14 protein-coding genes are annotated in these 15468 nt (G+C 61.8%); 10 read left to right on the plus strand and 4 right to left on the minus strand.

What is annotated here, in order from left to right; translation table 11 throughout:
• Nucleotides 1–35: 35 nt before the first annotated feature.
• Nucleotides 36–1169 (minus strand): efflux RND transporter periplasmic adaptor subunit, encoded by a 1134-nt coding sequence (locus ICI42_RS05940; RefSeq protein ID WP_188163562.1) that lies wholly within the window; start codon nt 1167–1169, stop codon nt 36–38.
• 366 nt (nt 1170–1535) lie between these two features.
• On the opposite strand from ICI42_RS05940, the gene ispG reads away from it, so the two are divergent.
• A complete protein-coding gene (gene ispG / locus ICI42_RS05945; RefSeq protein WP_188163563.1) occupies nt 1536–2789 on the plus strand; it encodes a flavodoxin-dependent (E)-4-hydroxy-3-methylbut-2-enyl-diphosphate synthase in 1254 nt (417 codons plus the stop codon).
• Between the two features lies 1 nt (nt 2790).
• Nucleotides 2791–3636 (plus strand): lytic transglycosylase domain-containing protein, encoded by an 846-nt coding sequence (locus tag ICI42_RS05950; RefSeq protein ID WP_188163564.1) that lies wholly within the window; start codon nt 2791–2793, stop codon nt 3634–3636.
• Between the two features lie 5 nt (nt 3637–3641).
• On the opposite strand, the gene ICI42_RS05955 is transcribed toward ICI42_RS05950, so the two are convergent.
• Nucleotides 3642–4559 (minus strand): polyprenyl synthetase family protein, encoded by a 918-nt coding sequence (locus tag ICI42_RS05955; RefSeq protein ID WP_188163739.1) that lies wholly within the window; start codon nt 4557–4559, stop codon nt 3642–3644.
• A 127-nt stretch (nt 4560–4686) separates the two neighbouring features.
• On the opposite strand from ICI42_RS05955, the gene mtgA reads away from it, so the two are divergent.
• Together mtgA and rpmF are read left to right on the plus strand one after the other, a co-directional pair.
• A complete protein-coding gene (gene mtgA, locus ICI42_RS05960; protein ID WP_188163565.1) occupies nt 4687–5403 on the plus strand; it encodes a monofunctional biosynthetic peptidoglycan transglycosylase in 717 nt (238 codons plus the stop codon).
• 153 nt (nt 5404–5556) lie between these two features.
• Nucleotides 5557–5736: a 50S ribosomal protein L32 gene (gene rpmF, locus ICI42_RS05965; protein ID WP_188163566.1), complete on the plus strand. Its 180-nt coding sequence runs from the start codon at nt 5557–5559 to the stop codon at nt 5734–5736.
• A 136-nt stretch (nt 5737–5872) separates the two neighbouring features.
• Here the strand turns inward: rpmF and ICI42_RS05970 are convergent, their stop codons facing one another.
• Nucleotides 5873–6931: a LacI family transcriptional regulator gene (locus tag ICI42_RS05970; protein WP_188163740.1), complete on the minus strand. Its 1059-nt coding sequence runs from the start codon at nt 6929–6931 to the stop codon at nt 5873–5875.
• A gap of 372 nt (nt 6932–7303) precedes the next feature.
• Here ICI42_RS05970 and ICI42_RS05975 point away from each other — a divergent pair, with 372 nt between their 5' ends.
• The 6 genes from ICI42_RS05975 to ICI42_RS06000 all read left to right on the plus strand — a co-directional run bounded on the left by ICI42_RS05975 (nt 7304) and on the right by ICI42_RS06000 (nt 13461).
• Entirely contained in the window at nt 7304–8542 is a 1239-nt protein-coding gene (locus ICI42_RS05975) for an ABC transporter substrate-binding protein (RefSeq protein WP_188163741.1), read from the plus strand.
• A 73-nt stretch (nt 8543–8615) separates the two neighbouring features.
• Nucleotides 8616–9515, plus strand: a complete 900-nt coding sequence (locus ICI42_RS05980) for a carbohydrate ABC transporter permease (RefSeq protein WP_188163567.1) — start codon at nt 8616–8618, stop codon at nt 9513–9515.
• Nucleotides 9508–10434: a carbohydrate ABC transporter permease gene (locus ICI42_RS05985; RefSeq protein ID WP_188163568.1), complete on the plus strand. Its 927-nt coding sequence runs from the start codon at nt 9508–9510 to the stop codon at nt 10432–10434. The genes ICI42_RS05980 and ICI42_RS05985 overlap by 8 nt, the downstream gene beginning before the upstream one ends.
• Before the next feature lie 10 nt (nt 10435–10444).
• Nucleotides 10445–11533 (plus strand): ABC transporter ATP-binding protein, encoded by a 1089-nt coding sequence (locus ICI42_RS05990; protein ID WP_188163569.1) that lies wholly within the window; start codon nt 10445–10447, stop codon nt 11531–11533.
• 30 nt (nt 11534–11563) lie between these two features.
• On the plus strand, nt 11564–12313 hold the full coding sequence (locus ICI42_RS05995; RefSeq protein ID WP_188163570.1) for a sugar phosphate isomerase/epimerase family protein: 750 nt from the start codon (nt 11564–11566) through the stop codon (nt 12311–12313).
• Nucleotides 12314–12324: 11 nt separating this feature from the next.
• A complete protein-coding gene (locus tag ICI42_RS06000) occupies nt 12325–13461 on the plus strand; it encodes a Gfo/Idh/MocA family protein (protein ID WP_188163571.1) in 1137 nt (378 codons plus the stop codon).
• Between the two features lie 41 nt (nt 13462–13502).
• Here the strand turns inward: ICI42_RS06000 and ICI42_RS06005 are convergent, their stop codons facing one another.
• On the minus strand, nt 13503–15407 hold the full coding sequence (locus ICI42_RS06005) for a glycosyltransferase family 39 protein (RefSeq protein WP_188163572.1): 1905 nt from the start codon (nt 15405–15407) through the stop codon (nt 13503–13505).
• Nucleotides 15408–15468 lie beyond the last annotated feature (61 nt).

A 15468-nucleotide genomic window follows, 5' to 3' on the forward strand; every position in this document is an offset into this window, starting at 1 on the left:
AAGGGCCGGGGACGGCTCATGCCGTCCCGCAAGTCTTATTGTGTGGCGCCGGTAGCTTCGCCGATGAGCTTCTTGACCGTCGCTTCGTCGGCCTGCACCGGGTTGACCGTCTGACCCTCGGTAGTCAGTTCCTGGCCGGCAACGATGATCCGCGCCTCGGGCGGGATGCCCGCCAGGACAAGGCCGGTGGGCGTGTCGTCGACGAGGTCGATCGGGTAAAACACCACCTTGTTGTCCTTGTCGACGGCCCTAACGCCGAGATCGCCATTGGCCGACAGGGTCACGACCGAGCGCGGCAGTATCACGGCGTCCGTGGCTTCCGCCTTCAGCGCGATTTCCGCCGTCATGCCGGCGGGGATTTTCAGGTCCGGATTGGGGATCGAAATCTCGACACGGAAGGTGCGCGTCTGGGCGGAGGCATCGCGGCTGATGTAGCTGAGCGAGCCGTTGACCTTCTCGCCATTCACCAGCTTCACCTCGGCCGTTTCGCCGATCGTGAGATATTGCAGGTCGCGCTCGCTGACCTCGCCCTTGGCGAGAATAGGATCGAGGTTGAGAATGGTGGCGACTTCGCCGCCCTGCAGCACCGAACTGCCGATTTCGACATCGACCCGATCGATCAGGCCGGCAAACGGCGCCTTGACCTGGTTGCGCGACAGTTCCGCCTGTGCGGCTTCCACCTGCGCCTGTGCCGCCGCAAAGGCCGAGCGGGCACTGTCGGCCTGCAGCTTGGCCAGATTTCCCGATTTCAACAGTTGCTGCGTAGCTTCCAATTCGGCCTTGCGCTGCTCGAACAGCGCCTTGGCGTTATCCACCGCGGCCGTCTTTTCCTCGGCGTCGAGCATCAGCACGAGATCGCCTTCCTTGACGTGGTCGCCTTCCTGCGCCGGAAGCTGAACAATCACGCCATTGGCGCGGGTCGCGAGAACGGCGCGCTTGTTGGCCTCGGTCAGTCCAGAGATGCGGATGGTGCGGGCATGCTCGGTGCGCGGCGGCTGCAGCACGGCAACAGCGCGGACTGGCGCCTGCGGCTGCTCGGCCGCGGCCGGTGTGGCATCGGCGGCAGGTTGGGCGCTGCCGACCGACGAGAACTTACCCGTTCCCATCCAGACGGCAAATACGACGAGCACCGCCACGGCGGCGACCTGGTGAAACCTGAATTTCGACATCTGTCGCTTCCATTGGGTAAGGCGCAACCCCATCAACTCGAGTTGATATGGTATTGCACGAACCGATTAACAATCCGCCTGGAGCAAGGTCGGACGGCTCGGTTTCTTATCTCAAAGCTGCATCGCAATATAGTCAGAAAATTTGATCGGCATTATCAATGCTGCCCCGTTTGTCAGGAGCCGTCAGCATTCACATGGCGGATGCCTGCAGGGACTCTCCTTTGTCGCATCGGCATTGTACTGGCGGCAAGTAACCGCACCGTACCGCGCCGATCAATTCGGCAAAGGCTGCCATGGCCGGCATTGACAAGGCAGGCGGCGTCCGCCACCTCATGGCTGACGTTTTTATGATAGAGGTTCCCGGGCATGACCCGATATTTTTCCTCACCCTTTCCGCGCCGCTCCTCCGTCGGCGTGGATGTCGGCGGCGTGTTGGTGGGCGGCGGTGCGCCCGTCGTCGTCCAGTCGATGACCAATACGGACACGGCGGATATCGACGGAACGGTGGCGCAGGTGGCGGCCCTGTCGCGCGCCGGGTCGGAAATCGTGCGCATCACCGTCGACCGCGACGAGAGTGCCGCCGCGGTTCCGCGTATCCGCGAGCGGCTGGAGCGGCTTGGTTTCAACGTGCCTTTGGTCGGAGATTTTCATTATATCGGCCACAAGCTTCTGGCCGATCATCCGGCCTGCGCTGAGGCGCTTGCCAAATACCGCATCAATCCCGGCAATGTCGGCTTTAAGGACAAGAAGGACAAGCAGTTCGCCGATATCGTCGAAATGGCGATCCGCTACGACAAGCCGGTGCGCATCGGCGTCAACTGGGGCTCGCTCGACCAGGACCTCCTGACCCGGTTGATGGATGAGAACCAGAACAATGGCTTCCCGCTCACCGCCAACCAGGTGATGCGCGAGGCGATCGTGCAGTCGGCGCTGATCTCGGGTGAGATGGCCGAGGAGATCGGCCTGTCGCGCGACAAGATCATCCTGTCGGCCAAGGTCAGTCAGGTGCAGGATTTGATCGCCGTCTATACCGAGCTGGCAGGCCGTTCGAACCATGCGCTGCATCTCGGCCTCACCGAGGCCGGCATGGGCACCAAGGGCATTGTCGCGTCGTCGGCGGCCATGGGCATCCTGCTGCAGCAGGGCATCGGCGACACCATTCGCATCTCGCTGACGCCGGAGCCCGGCGGCGACCGCACTCGCGAGGTTCAGGTCAGCCAGGAACTGTTGCAGACCATGGGCTTCCGCCAGTTCATTCCCATCGTCGCGGCATGCCCCGGCTGTGGCCGCACCACCTCCACCGTCTTCCAGGAACTCGCGCAAAATATCCAGGCCGACATCCGCAAGAACATGCCGCTGTGGCGGGAGAAATATCCGGGCGTCGAGGAGCTCAAGGTCGCGGTGATGGGCTGTATCGTCAACGGTCCCGGCGAATCCAAGCATGCCGATATCGGCATTTCGCTGCCCGGCACAGGCGAGTCGCCGAGCGCGCCGGTCTTCATCGACGGCAAGAAAGCGGCCACGCTGAAAGGTCCGAGCATCGCGGCCGATTTCGAGAAGATGGTCGCCGACTATATCGAGCAGCGCTATGGCAGTAGCGGCCGGCAGGCTGCCGAATAGGATGCGAACCCCGTGCAAGGCAGCGGCGTTCCTGCTTTGCCTTGCCGCTCCCGCCTTTGCCGCCGAACCGCCCGATGAGCGCAAGAGCCATGTCGAGCGCGTCTGCGCGCTGATCGAAACCCATGCCGTCCAGAACGGGCTGCCCAGGGATTTCTTCGCCCGGCTGATCTGGAAGGAAAGCCGCTTCGACACCAATGCGGTGAGCCCGGCAGGCGCCGAGGGCATTGCGCAATTCATGCCCGGCACGGCGGCGATGCGCGGCCTCAAGAACTCCTTTGACATGAACGAGGCCATCCCGGCCTCTGCCCGTTATCTCGCCGAAATGAAGGCGGGTTTTGGCAATCTCGGATTGGCGGCGGCCGCCTACAACTCGGGCGAGACGCGGGTGACGCGCTGGCTATCGTCCGGCGGGTTCCTGCCCCTGGAAACGGAAAACTACGTGCTCGACATTATGGGCGAGCCGGCTGACAATTTTTCAGACCGGACACATGCCGGCACGATCCGCCCGCTCGACCCGAAACTGCCGTTCAGCGAAGCTTGCAAGAACATGCCGGCGGCGTTCTCTGCCACCATCGCCATGGCCACGGTGCACACCAAGCCCTGGGGCATCCAGGTTGCCGGCAATTTTCGCCGACCGGCCGCGATCCGCCAATGGCAACGGATTCAGGGACGGTTTTCCGCCTTGCTGAAGCCGTATGAGCCGGTGGTCAGCAGGGTCCGGTCGGGACGCGGGCGGATGGGCATCTATGCCGTGCGCATCGGCGCCGACAGCCGCGGGGATGCCGATGCGATCTGCCAGAAGCTGCGCGGCGCCGGCGGCTCCTGCATCGTCTTGAGAAATCGATAGACCGGTCAGTGGCTTCTGCTGGCGACAAAGCTGGCGGCTGCCTTGAGCAAAAGCGCCCGCTCGCCGAACGGTTCGAGCAGTTCGTGCGCCTGCGCCACAAGTCCCCCGAGCTGGCGCTTGGCCCAGTCCGCGCCATGCAGCGAGACCAGCGTGGCCTTGCCGGCGGCGGCATCCTTGCCGGTCGCCTTGCCCATCGTACCGGCATCGGCGGTGACGTCGAGCAGATCGTCGGCAAGCTGGAAGGCGAGCCCTATGGCCTCGCCGAACGCCGTCAGCCGGTCCCGGTCGGCCACCGATGCGCCTGCGACCAGAGCACCGGCCTCGCAGGCGAACCGGATCAGCGCGCCGGTCTTCATCGCCTGCAGGCGGATGATGCCGTCCTCGGCGGGCATGTTCTTCTCGGCGTCGAGATCGAGCGCTTGCCCGCCCACCATGCCGCCGGGGCCGGCTGCGCGCGCCAGGGCCAGCACGAGCGTTGCGCGGCGGTCGCCGGGCAAGGGCGTTGCTTCGTCGGCAATGATGTCGAAGGCATAGGTCAGGAGCCCGTCGCCGGCCAGGATCGCGGTGGCCTCGTCAAAGGCCTTGTGGACGGTGGGCTGGCCGCGTCTGAGATCGTCGTCGTCCATGGCGGGCAGGTCGTCATGGATCAGCGAATAGCAGTGCAGGCATTCCAGCGCCGCGGCCACCCGCATCGCCGCATCGCTGTCGGCGTCGAACAAGGCGGCACTTTCCAATACCAGGAACGGCCGCAGCCGCTTGCCGCCGTTCAGCACGCCATGGCGCATGGCGGCCAGCAGATGGTCGGGCCGCGCGATCTCGCCGGGACGGATGCGTTCGTCCAAAAGCCGCCGCAGCAGGCTTTCGATCTGCTCCGCACGCATTTGAAGTGCCGTTTCGAACACGGTATCGATCTCTGTCGTCATGTTGGGAGCGGTAACGAACAGACAGGCGTTGCGCAAGAAGCCAAGCGCCGTTATGCGGTTGGAGTGGATAGGCAAGGGCAGCGGCTTGGCGGAACCGACAGTAGAACCCGAAACCGAAGGACTCGACATGGCGGCGAGACGGCGGCGCGTTTCCCGATCCTCAATGTCCGTTTGGTTCAGGCGCGCTTTGATCGTCCTGGCGGTGCTGGTCGCAGCCCCCATCGTGCTCACCATCCTTTATCTGCCTCCCTTCGTGCATCCCGTCTCGACGCTGATGCTCAAGGACCTCGCGACCTTCCAGGGCTATGACCGGCGCTGGGTGCCCATCGAAGATGTCGCGCCGGCTTTGGTCAATTCGGTCATCATGTCGGAGGACGGGCAGTTCTGCTTCCATCGCGGCATCGATCTTGGCGAACTCAAGGGCGTGATCAACGACGCGCTCGCCGGCGAATCGACACGCGGCGCCTCGACCATCCCGATGCAGACGGTCAAGAACCTCTATCTGTGGAATGGACGGTCCTTCGTCCGCAAGGCGCTGGAACTGCCGCTGGCGGTCTATTTCGACCTGATGATGCCCAAGAAGAGGCTGATGGAGATTTATCTCAACATTGCCGAATGGGGGCCGGGCATCTATGGCATCGAGGCGGCGTCGCAATATCATTTCGGCAAACCGGCGAAAAACCTGACGCGGCGCCAGGCGGCGCTTCTGGCAGTCAGCCTGCCCAATCCGATCGAACGCAATGCAGGCAAGCCGGGACCGGGCCTGCAGCGGCTGGCGGGGCTGATCGAGCGTCGCGCGGGCGGGGCGGGCGATTATGTCGGCTGCGTGGGCACCGCCGGCTGAATCATAGCTACCCGCCGCTAAAAAAAGCGCGGCGGCACTGGTCAAGTCAGGGCAGGGCGTGTATAGCGACGCCACTTTCTCAGATTATGGCCTCGACAGCGGCCCTTTAGCGAGGGTTGTCGGGGCGTTTCGACTTAAGAGTGGAGTCCTTCCATGGCTGTTCCTAAACGCAAAACCTCCCCGTCCAAGCGCGGCATGCGCCGTTCGGCCGACGCGCTCAAGGCCCCGACCTATGTCGAGGACAAGAACTCGGGCGAAACCCGCCGTCCGCACCACATCGACCTGAAGACCGGCATGTATCGCGGCCGTCAGGTTCTGACGCCCAAGGAATAGTTTTTCCTAACCGTCTTGCGGAAGACCGGTCTCGCGACCGGTCTTTTTTGCGTTGTGCGGATGGCTTTGCCGAAAGCTGACAGTTGCGGCGCAACTTTTCTTCTGCCGCAAGGGGAGAAGGCAGGGTCGCTCCCGTCTACCCCTGCTTGTCCTGAAGCGCATCGCCGGGTTTGCTCAGTGTCTGCAGCGTAGCAATGTCCTTGCCGGCGATGCTTCCCATGACCGAGCGGGCGAGTTCGAAGCCGGCAAGCCTGACATTCTCGTCGACGGCAAAGATTTTCGGCCTGAGCAGGTGAAGCAGTTTCGACGATTGTTTCGAGACGATATCGACATCCCTGCCGAGCTCCAGCCCGGCGTCCTCGGTTCCCGCCACCAGCGCGAAGGTCGACGATCCCGAGCCGGAGACGAAACCGTCCGGCCGCAGCTCGCGACGCATCAGCTGTGCCGTCTTCTGCCTGACTTCCTGGATCGAATGATCCAGCGTGACGCCGTTCATCGGGATTTCGATCAGGCCGCATTCGGCAACCGCATCGGCGAAGCCGTCGCGCATATGGTGGTAGTAGCTCAAATTCGACGGCGGCGCCAAAAGCGTTAACCGGCGGCGGCCGAGAGCGGCGAGCTTGCGCACCGCCTGCGCGGCATATTCGTAATTGTCGAAGTCGTGGCTGGGGTGGTTGATCCCCATATCCGTGCGACCGTGGGTGGCGAAGGGAAAGCCGTGCTCGATCATGTAGCGCACGCGCTTGTCGTCCGGCTCGGTGCGGGAAATGATGATGCCGTCGGCCGAGCCGGTCTCGACAACGTACCGGACCGGCTCCAAAGGGTCGTTGTTGCGCGAATAAGGCGTGACGATCAGGTGGTAGGACGTTTTGGCCAGCGCTTCGGAAATGCCGTAGATGATGTCGGAGACGAAACCGCCGACCTGCTCTTCCGTATCGAGGATCAGGCTGATGACATTGGTCTTGCCGGTGCGAAGCCTGACGCCGGCGCGGTTGGGGCGGTAGCCGATCTGGCGGGCGATCATCTGCACGCGCTTGCGCGTCGCCGCGCCGATCTCCGGGGCGTCCTTCAAGGCGCGCGACACGGTGGTCACGCCCAAGCCCGTCATGAACGCAATCGTCTTCAGCGTCGGTCGACCCTGATCGGAGCCTGCCTCCGGCTCGTCGACCGGTGTATCGGGAGTATGCTCGTCCATGTCAGGCCCGGTCAGCGCGGGGTGCGCATGGGACATATCGCACCGGTTCCGATCTCGCACAAGCATTAGTTACTTCAACCTGTAACGTTTCAAAAATAAAAATTTGCGATCATATGGCCTGCAGTTTGAGCCTCCAGGATTTGTCGCAGGCGCTCGGGTTTCCGCAGTGCGACATATCTGGAAACGACTGATATTCTTCGCATTTTGGTTGTGAAATCTCCTAAAGCGAGAGCTTTTGCTGCGCTGCGGCAGGGGTGGTTCGGGGCGGCTTTAATTCGATGCTCGAAGAAAAGTGACGCTGGACGGCTTGCCGGACCGGAATTCTTCGCATACCCTTTAATCTGTAACGTTTCAGATTTGGGAGGAATGATGATGCGTTTTAGCTTCTCGGCTGCGGCCTTGGCGGCATCGACTGCTCTTTTGCTGGCTGGTCCGGCTATTGCCACCGATCTCGAGGTCACTCACTGGTGGACGTCGGGCGGCGAGGCCGCGGCGGTGGGCGAACTGGCCAAGGCGTTCGACGCCACCGGCAACAAATGGGTCGATGGCGCCATCGCCGGTTCGGGCGGCACCGCCCGGCCGATCATGATCAGCCGCATCACCGGCGGCGATCCGATGGGCGCCACACAATTCAATCACGGCAGGCAGGCCGAGGAACTGGTTCAGGCCGGCATGATGCGCGACCTGAGCGACATCGCCGCGAAGGAAGGCTGGGCCGACTTCATCAAGCCGAAAAGCCTTCTCGACAGCTGTACGCTCGATGGCAAGATCTACTGCGTGCCGGTGAACATCCATTCCCAGCAGTGGTTGTGGTTGTCGAACAAGGCGTTTGAGGAAGCCGGCGTCGCCGTTCCGAAGAATTGGGATGAGTTCGTCGCCGCCGCGCCCGCGCTCGAGAAGGCCGGCAAGATCCCGCTCGCGCTCGGACAGCAGCCCTGGCAGACCACGCTCGTGTTCCAGGTTCTCCTCGTCGCGCTCGCCGGACCCGATGCCTACCAGAAAACCTTCGGCGACAAGGATGCCGAGTTCGCTGCCGGTCCTGAGATCGTGAGGGTCTTCAAGGCGGTCGACGATGCCCGCAAGATGTCGGCGAAATCCAATGTCCAGGATTGGAACCAGGCAACCTCGCAGGTCATCAACGCTCAGGCTGGCGGCCAGATCATGGGCGATTGGGCGCAGGGCGAGTTCCAGGTCGCCGGCCAGACGGCAGGATCGGACTATACCTGCCTGCCGGGGCTTGGCGTGAACGAAGTCATCCAGACGGGCGGCGACGCCTTCTATTTCCCGAAACTCTCCGATCCGGAAAAGTCGAAAGCCCAGGATGTTCTCGCGTCCGTCATGCTGTCGCCGGAAACGCAGGTCGCCTTCAACTTGAAGAAGGGATCGTTGCCGGTGCGGGGCGATGTCAATCTCGACGCCGCCAACGACTGCATGCGCAAAGGCCTTGCGATCCTGGCCAAGGGAAATGTGATTCCTTCGCCCGACCAGCTCATGTCGGCGGACTCTCTCAACCAGGTGAATGATTTGTTCGTCGAGTTCTTCAGCAACCCGAACCTGTCCGCCGATGACGCGCAGAAGCGTTTCGTGGACATCGTGTCTTCCGCGGACTGATTTCCTCCCGCCGCGCCGCCCTGTCCCGGCTTTCGGGGCAGGGCGTTCCCCTCCAATTGGCCGAGGCTGCCCGATGAGTACAGCACCGACCGGAAGACCCAACCGCCTGTTCCGAAACCTGAACGCCAAGGTCGCCTCGATCCCGATGATCCTGACGGCGGTGGTGATTTTCGTCGGCGGTACGGCGTGGACCGTGGTCTATTCCTTCACCAATTCGCGGCTCCTGCCGCGCCTCAATTTCGTAGGTCTCGAACAATATGAACGGCTTTGGGCCGCGCCGCGCTGGCAGATTGCGGTCGAGAACCTTTTGATCTACGGCATCCTGTCGCTGATCTTTTCGCTGGTGATCGGCTTCGTGCTGGCCGCTCTGCTCGACCAGAAAATCCGCTTCGAAAACACCTTTCGCAGCATTCTGCTCTATCCCTTTGCGCTGTCCTTCATCGTCACCGGACTGGTCTGGCAGTGGATCCTCAACCCGGATTTCGGCGTGCAGAATGTCGTGCGCTCGCTTGGCTGGGAGAGTTTCGTATTCGATCCGCTCTACAATCCAAGCCTCGTCATCTACGGCATCCTCATCGCCGGCCTATGGCAAGGCACAGGGCTGATCATGTGCTTGATGCTTGCTGGATTGCGCGGCATCGACGAAGACATCTGGAAGGCCGCCCGCGTCGACGGCATTCCGATGTGGAAGACCTATCTGTTCATCGTCATCCCGATGATGCGGCCTGTCTTCGTCACGACGCTCGTCATTCTCGCCTCCGGCATCGTCCGCGTCTACGACCTCGTCGTCGCCCAGACCAGCGGCGGACCGGGGATCTCGTCGGAAGTTCCGGCCAAATATGTCTACGACTACATGTTCCTCGCCCAGAACCTCGGGCAGGGCTTCGCGGCCTCCTCTATGATGCTGCTGACCGTGATCGTCATTGTCGTGCCGTGGGCCTATCTCGAATTCGGAGGGCGCCGCCGTGCATGACCGTGTAGCGCTTTCCGCCATTCCCGCAGCCCGTATTGAGGCCGGCCCGCAAGGTCCCAAGCCGCGCCACGCCTTCTCGCGCCGCAACATCTTTATCTACGGCACGCTGATCGTCGTCTCGCTCTACTATCTCCTGCCGCTCTACGTGATGGTGGTGACGTCGCTCAAGGGCATGCCGGAAATCCGGCTGGGCAACATCTTTGCTCCGCCGATGGAAATTACCTTCGAACCCTGGGCGAAAGCCTGGGCGACCGCCTGCACCGGGCTCAATTGCGATGGGCTGTCGCGGGGCTTCTGGAATTCGGTGCGGATCACCGTTCCATCGGTGATCATCTCCATCGTGATCGCCTCGGTCAACGGCTACGCGCTCGCCAACTGGCGCTTCAAGGGCGCGGACGTGTTCTTCACCATCCTCATCGTCGGCGCCTTCATCCCCTATCAGGTGATGATTTACCCGATCGTCATCGTGCTGCGGGAGATCGGCCTTTATGGCAGCCTGAGCGGCCTGGTGATCGTGCATTCGATCTTCGGCATGCCGATCCTGACGCTCCTGTTCCGCAACTACTTCGCCTCGATGCCCGAAGAGCTGTTCAAGGCCGCCCGGGTCGACGGCGCCGGCTTCTGGGGCATCTATTTCAGGATCATGCTGCCGATGTCGCTGCCCATCTTCGTGGTCGCCATCATCCTGCAGATCACCGGCATCTGGAACGACTTCCTGTTCGGCGTGATCTACACTCGGCCGGAATCCTACCCGATGACCGTGCAGCTCAACAACATCGTCAATTCGATGCAGGGGGTGAAGGAATACAACGTCAACATGGCTGCCACCATCCTGACCGGGCTGGTGCCGCTGTTCGTCTATTTCGTCTCCGGAAAACTCTTCGTGCGCGGCATCGCCGCCGGCGCGGTCAAGGGGTAGGGCCTCACTTATGAACACCAGCGTTTCGGTCAAAGACCTTTCCCTCGCCTTCGGCACCGTCTCGGTGCTGCAGGACATGAACCTCGATATTGGCGATGGCGAGTTCCTCGTGCTGCTGGGACCGTCCGGCTGCGGCAAGTCGACCCTGCTCAACTGCATCGCTGGCCTCATCGACGTCAGCAGCGGCCAGATCTTCATCAACGGCCGCAACGTAACCTGGGAAGAGCCCAAGGATCGCGGCATCGGCATGGTGTTCCAGTCCTATGCGCTCTACCCGCAGATGACGGTGGAGAAGAATCTGTCGTTCGGCCTGCGCGTCGCCGGCATGCCCAAGCCGCAGATTGCCGAACGCGTCACCCGCGCGTCCGAGATTCTGCAGATCGGAGCGCTGCTGCAGCGCAAGCCGGCAGCCCTTTCCGGCGGCCAGCGTCAGCGCGTGGCGATCGGACGGGCGTTGGTGCGCGATGCCGAGGTGTTTTTGTTCGACGAGCCTTTGTCCAACCTCGACGCCAAGCTGCGGTCCGAACTGCGTGTCGAGATCAAGCGGCTGCACCAGAAGCTCGGCAATACCATGATCTACGTCACCCACGACCAGATCGAGGCGATGACGCTGGCCGACCGCATCGCGGTGATGAAGGGTGGCGTCATCCAGCAACTCGACGCGCCGCAGCAGATCTACAACCGGCCGGTCAATCGCTTCGTCGCCGGCTTTCTCGGCTCCCCCGGTATGAATTTCCTGGAAGGACAGGTAGAGGCCGGTGGGGACGCTCCCGATTTCGTCGCCAGGAATGTCCGGATACCGCTCAAGGGCTACGGGTTCGGCATTAAGGGCGCCTATACCGGCCCGGCGACTTTGGGCATCCGCCCCGAGCATATCGGCGTCAACACCGGCTCCGGCTGGCCGTTTTCGGCCGCCGTGGAGGTTGAGGTCGTCGAGCCGATGGGCTCCGACACGCTGGTCTGGGCTCGGCTGGGTGGCCAGAACATCACCATGCTGGTTTCCTCCGAGCGCAGCCCTCGCGTCGGCGAAATGGTGACGATCGGCTTCGACCCGATGCGTGCCTCGCTGTTCGACGGCGCCAATGGCGACCGCCTCTGATCGATATCTCAACTGAAACGGAACACGATGATGACGGACTGGTCCTTCCAACTTTACAGTGCCCGCAACTTCCTGCCCTGGGATGGTATCCTCAAGTCCATCGCCGAGGCCGGCTACACACAGGTCGAGGGTTATGGCGGGGTGTATGAAGATCCCAACGCGCTCCGCGCGCAGCTCGACGCTGCCGGCCTGACGATGCCGAGCGGGCACTTCTCCGTCGATATCCTGGAAAACCGCTTCGATGAAGCCGTCGACATTGCCTCGACCCTCGGCGTCAGGCTGATGGTCTGTCCCTATCTCAACCCCGCCGACCGCCCCACCGATGCGGAGGGGTACAGCGCCTTCGGCCGGCGACTGGAGGCAATTGGTGAGAAGGCTCGCGCGGCCGGCTTCGATTTCGCCTGGCATAACCACGATTTCGAATTCGTGGCCCTGCCGGACGGATCGATCCCGCAGAAGCTGATCTTCGATGCCGCCCCGCAGCTTGGCTGGGAGATGGACGTGGCCTGGGTGATCCGCGGCGGTGCAGATCCGGTGGCCTGGATCGCCGACTACGCCGATCGAGTCGTCGCCGTCCATGTCAAGGACATCGCGCCCGCGGGCGAGAACACGGACGAGGACGGCTGGTCGGATGTCGGCCATGGCACCGTCGACTGGCGCGGCCTGGTTTCGACCTTGAAGGCCAAGACGCCGGCCAAACTCTTCATCATGGAACACGACAACCCGTCCGACTACCGCCGCTTCGCGCAGCGGTCGATCGAGACCGTCAAGGCATTCTAGGAGCGGCTTTCATGGCAAGGAAAAACCTCGGCGTCGGCGTCATCGGCTGCGGCAACATCTCGAAGGCCTATTTCGAGCTGGCGCCGCTGTTCAAAGGCATTGAAATGCGCACCTGCGCCGATATCAACGCGGATGCCGCCAAGGCGCGCGCGCAGGAATTCGGCCTGCGCGCCGAAAGCGTCGAAGGCCTTTTGCGCTCTGACGACATCGACATCGTCGTCAATCTGACGGTGCCGGCGGCGCACTATCAGGTGTCACGCGAAGTCCTCGACGCCGGCAAGCATCTTTATTCGGAAAAGCCCTTCGTGCTCGACGTCGAGGAAGGGCTCGACCTCGGCAAGCTCGCCGCCGGCAAGGGCCTGCGCATCGGCTCCGCGCCCGACACCTTCCTGGGCGGTGCGCACCAGCAGGCGCGGCATCTCGTCGATTCCGGGGCGCTGGGCCGCATCACCAGCGGTTCCTGCACGGTGATGAACCACGGCATGGAGCATTGGCACCCCAATCCGGACTTTTTCTTCCTCAAGGGCGGAGGGCCGATCCTCGATCTCGGACCCTATTATCTCGCCAATCTGATCCAGCTCATCGGCCCGATCAGCAAGGTCGCAGCCCTTGCCACCATCCCCGCCAGGGAGCGCACCATCAGCTCGAAGCCGCGCGCTGGCGAAAAGATTCCCGTCGAAACGCCGACGACGATCATGGCGCTGCTCGAATTCGCCAATGGCGCGGCGGTCAGCTTCAACGCCAGTTGGGATGTGTGGAAGCACGGCCATGCGCCGATGGAGCTTTACGGCGAGCTCGGCTCGCTCATGGTGCCGGATCCCAACTTCTTCGGCGGTGCGCTCGGCTACACCAAGGCCGACAAGCCGGTCAAGAAACTGCCGAAATGGGAGCACCCCTTCGGCGTGCCGAACCAGAAGCATTCCAACGGCATGATGGCGAACTACCGCACCGCCGGCCTTGCCGACATGGCGCTCGCCATCCTGGAAGACCGCCCGCATCGCTGTTCCTTCGAACTCGCCCTGCACGCGGTCGAAGCCATGACCGGCATCCTCGCATCCGGCGACACCGGCGCATTCGTTGCCATGACGACCACCTGCGACCGGCCCGAGGCGCTGGGCGTGAAGGAGGCGAGACGGATGATGGTGTGAGGGCAAGCCATGGAGGCACAGGCCTCCATGGCGCGCTCCGCCTATTTACACTCTGCCACTGGCTTGGCGTAGGCGCCGAGCAGGATAGGTGGATTGTCGTTCTTGAACAGCCGCGTCAGCAGCGAATAGTCGGGATCGACCCGCCGGATTGAAATGGCCAGTTCCGGCTGTGGGATAGAAAAGCAGTGGGATGTGACCGAGATGTGGCCCGAGAGCTTCAACACTTCAGACGCCGGCTCCGTGGTGCCTGCAATGTCTCTCAGAGACAGCTGAAGCTCCGACGGACGAGAGCCGGCGCGAGCCCACACCGCGACTTCGAGACCCTTGAATTTCGCAGTGTCGATCTTTGGGACAGCACCTATCACGCGCGCTTGGTTAGGAGACAAAATAAAATAGTCTTTGTGCAATGTTCTCCGGCTGGACTCCATATATCCAGTTTTAACGAAGCCCGAAGGTTCTGCGGCCTTCAAGGTGATTTTCGAGAACCCATCCGAGGCGAGGTTCTTGGCGACGAGCGATGGCATATTCGCCGCGAAATAAAGGTGCTCGTTCATGCGAGCGTAGAACAGGGGTTTGATGAACACCGGCGCAAGCATGATGAAAACCGCTGATGCTCCAACCGTCCCAATAAGACGCAGTCGCCCGACACCGCTCGCCTGCAAGGCACCCCATGCCAGGAAGACGCCCAGGATTCCGACCTCCAATGCGCCGATCGTATAGCGCCCCTGCGTGCCTAGACGGCCATTGAGCGCGTAATTACCGACGTTCCAGTTGATCCAGATGAGCCAGAACAATGGCGGAACAGCGAGATAGACGAGCGGGATGAGCAAACGGCGGAGGTCGGAGTTTTTTCTGTAGATCCAGCTTAGGACGACTGCGCCTAGGGCAAGTAGAAAGGCCAATGTCACAAGCACGAGTTCGGTGGTAACATTGGCGTCGACATAAAGATGCTCGTGCCCGAAAGCGCCTGTGGTGGTCCGCCAGGACGAGACAACGACATCCTCGGCAATCGCACCCCAGCTTCTTTCCTTCGTCCGCTCGACGCGAAATTTGTTGTCCTCATCGGGGAGGTTGTAAATCTGCGTGTAGGTCGGGTTAACCGAACCGAATTTGGCGTAGGTATTGCCATAATAAGCGGCGGCGAAGACGAACAGAACGGCGAATACCGCGAAAAGCCCAGCCTCCCTAAGGCGTGACCGGCGAATTTCGTACCACCAGAAGCGCAACTGCGGCTGAAATCCCAGAGGATCGAACCGCAGGAGCTGAAAAAGCATGATTGCGCCGGCAAATGGCAGGACGACGATGGCCAGCGTGAGTTTGGTAAGAGCTGCGACGGTTGCGGCAATCGCGAATTTCAGCAGCGTCGCAAGGCTGGGCTCCAGTAGAGTTTTTGTGCCGTATAGAGCGAGAAACGGCCAGACGGCCATGGCAAGCGTATCGTTGTTCACGGCGCCGGCGAGATGCATCCGAGACGGGATGAAGACCACCAGCGCAGTTGCCGCTACGGCGGCCCAACCGGACACAAGCTTGCGCCTCACCAGATAGTTGACGAGTAGATACAGCCCAAGCAGGTGGACCGCGTAAAGCGCCAGCGATATCGCGCGAAGCGGCTGGATCGCCGCGTTCTTCAAAGATCCGGAATATTGCGTGGAGGACAGTCCGTTGCCGGAAAAATCCTTGTCGATGTCGAGCAGCGCCATGGCGCTGGCAAGGATGAAATAATAGCCCGGCGGATGCCTGAGGTGATTTGGATCCTTGCCATCGGTCAGGATTGCCTTGCGGTCAAAAAACGGTGTAAGGCCCTGTTCGTAGATGCCGTAGGCATAAGCGAAATGGTGCCGCTCATCGGGTGACTTTCCAACCGGCGTCATGGCGCTGTAGATGTCAACGAGAAGCGCGGAAAATAGAAGAATAGCCCCTAGCAAGCCCTTTTGAAAAAAAGTCATAACAGTCCTTGAGGCTGGGTCGATTTACGTGGGCAGAATAAACAATCTAGATCATGCCCAA

This window comes from Oryzicola mucosus (assembly GCF_014534685.1).
Taxonomy (GTDB): Bacteria; Pseudomonadota; Alphaproteobacteria; order Rhizobiales; family Rhizobiaceae; genus Oryzicola; species Oryzicola mucosus.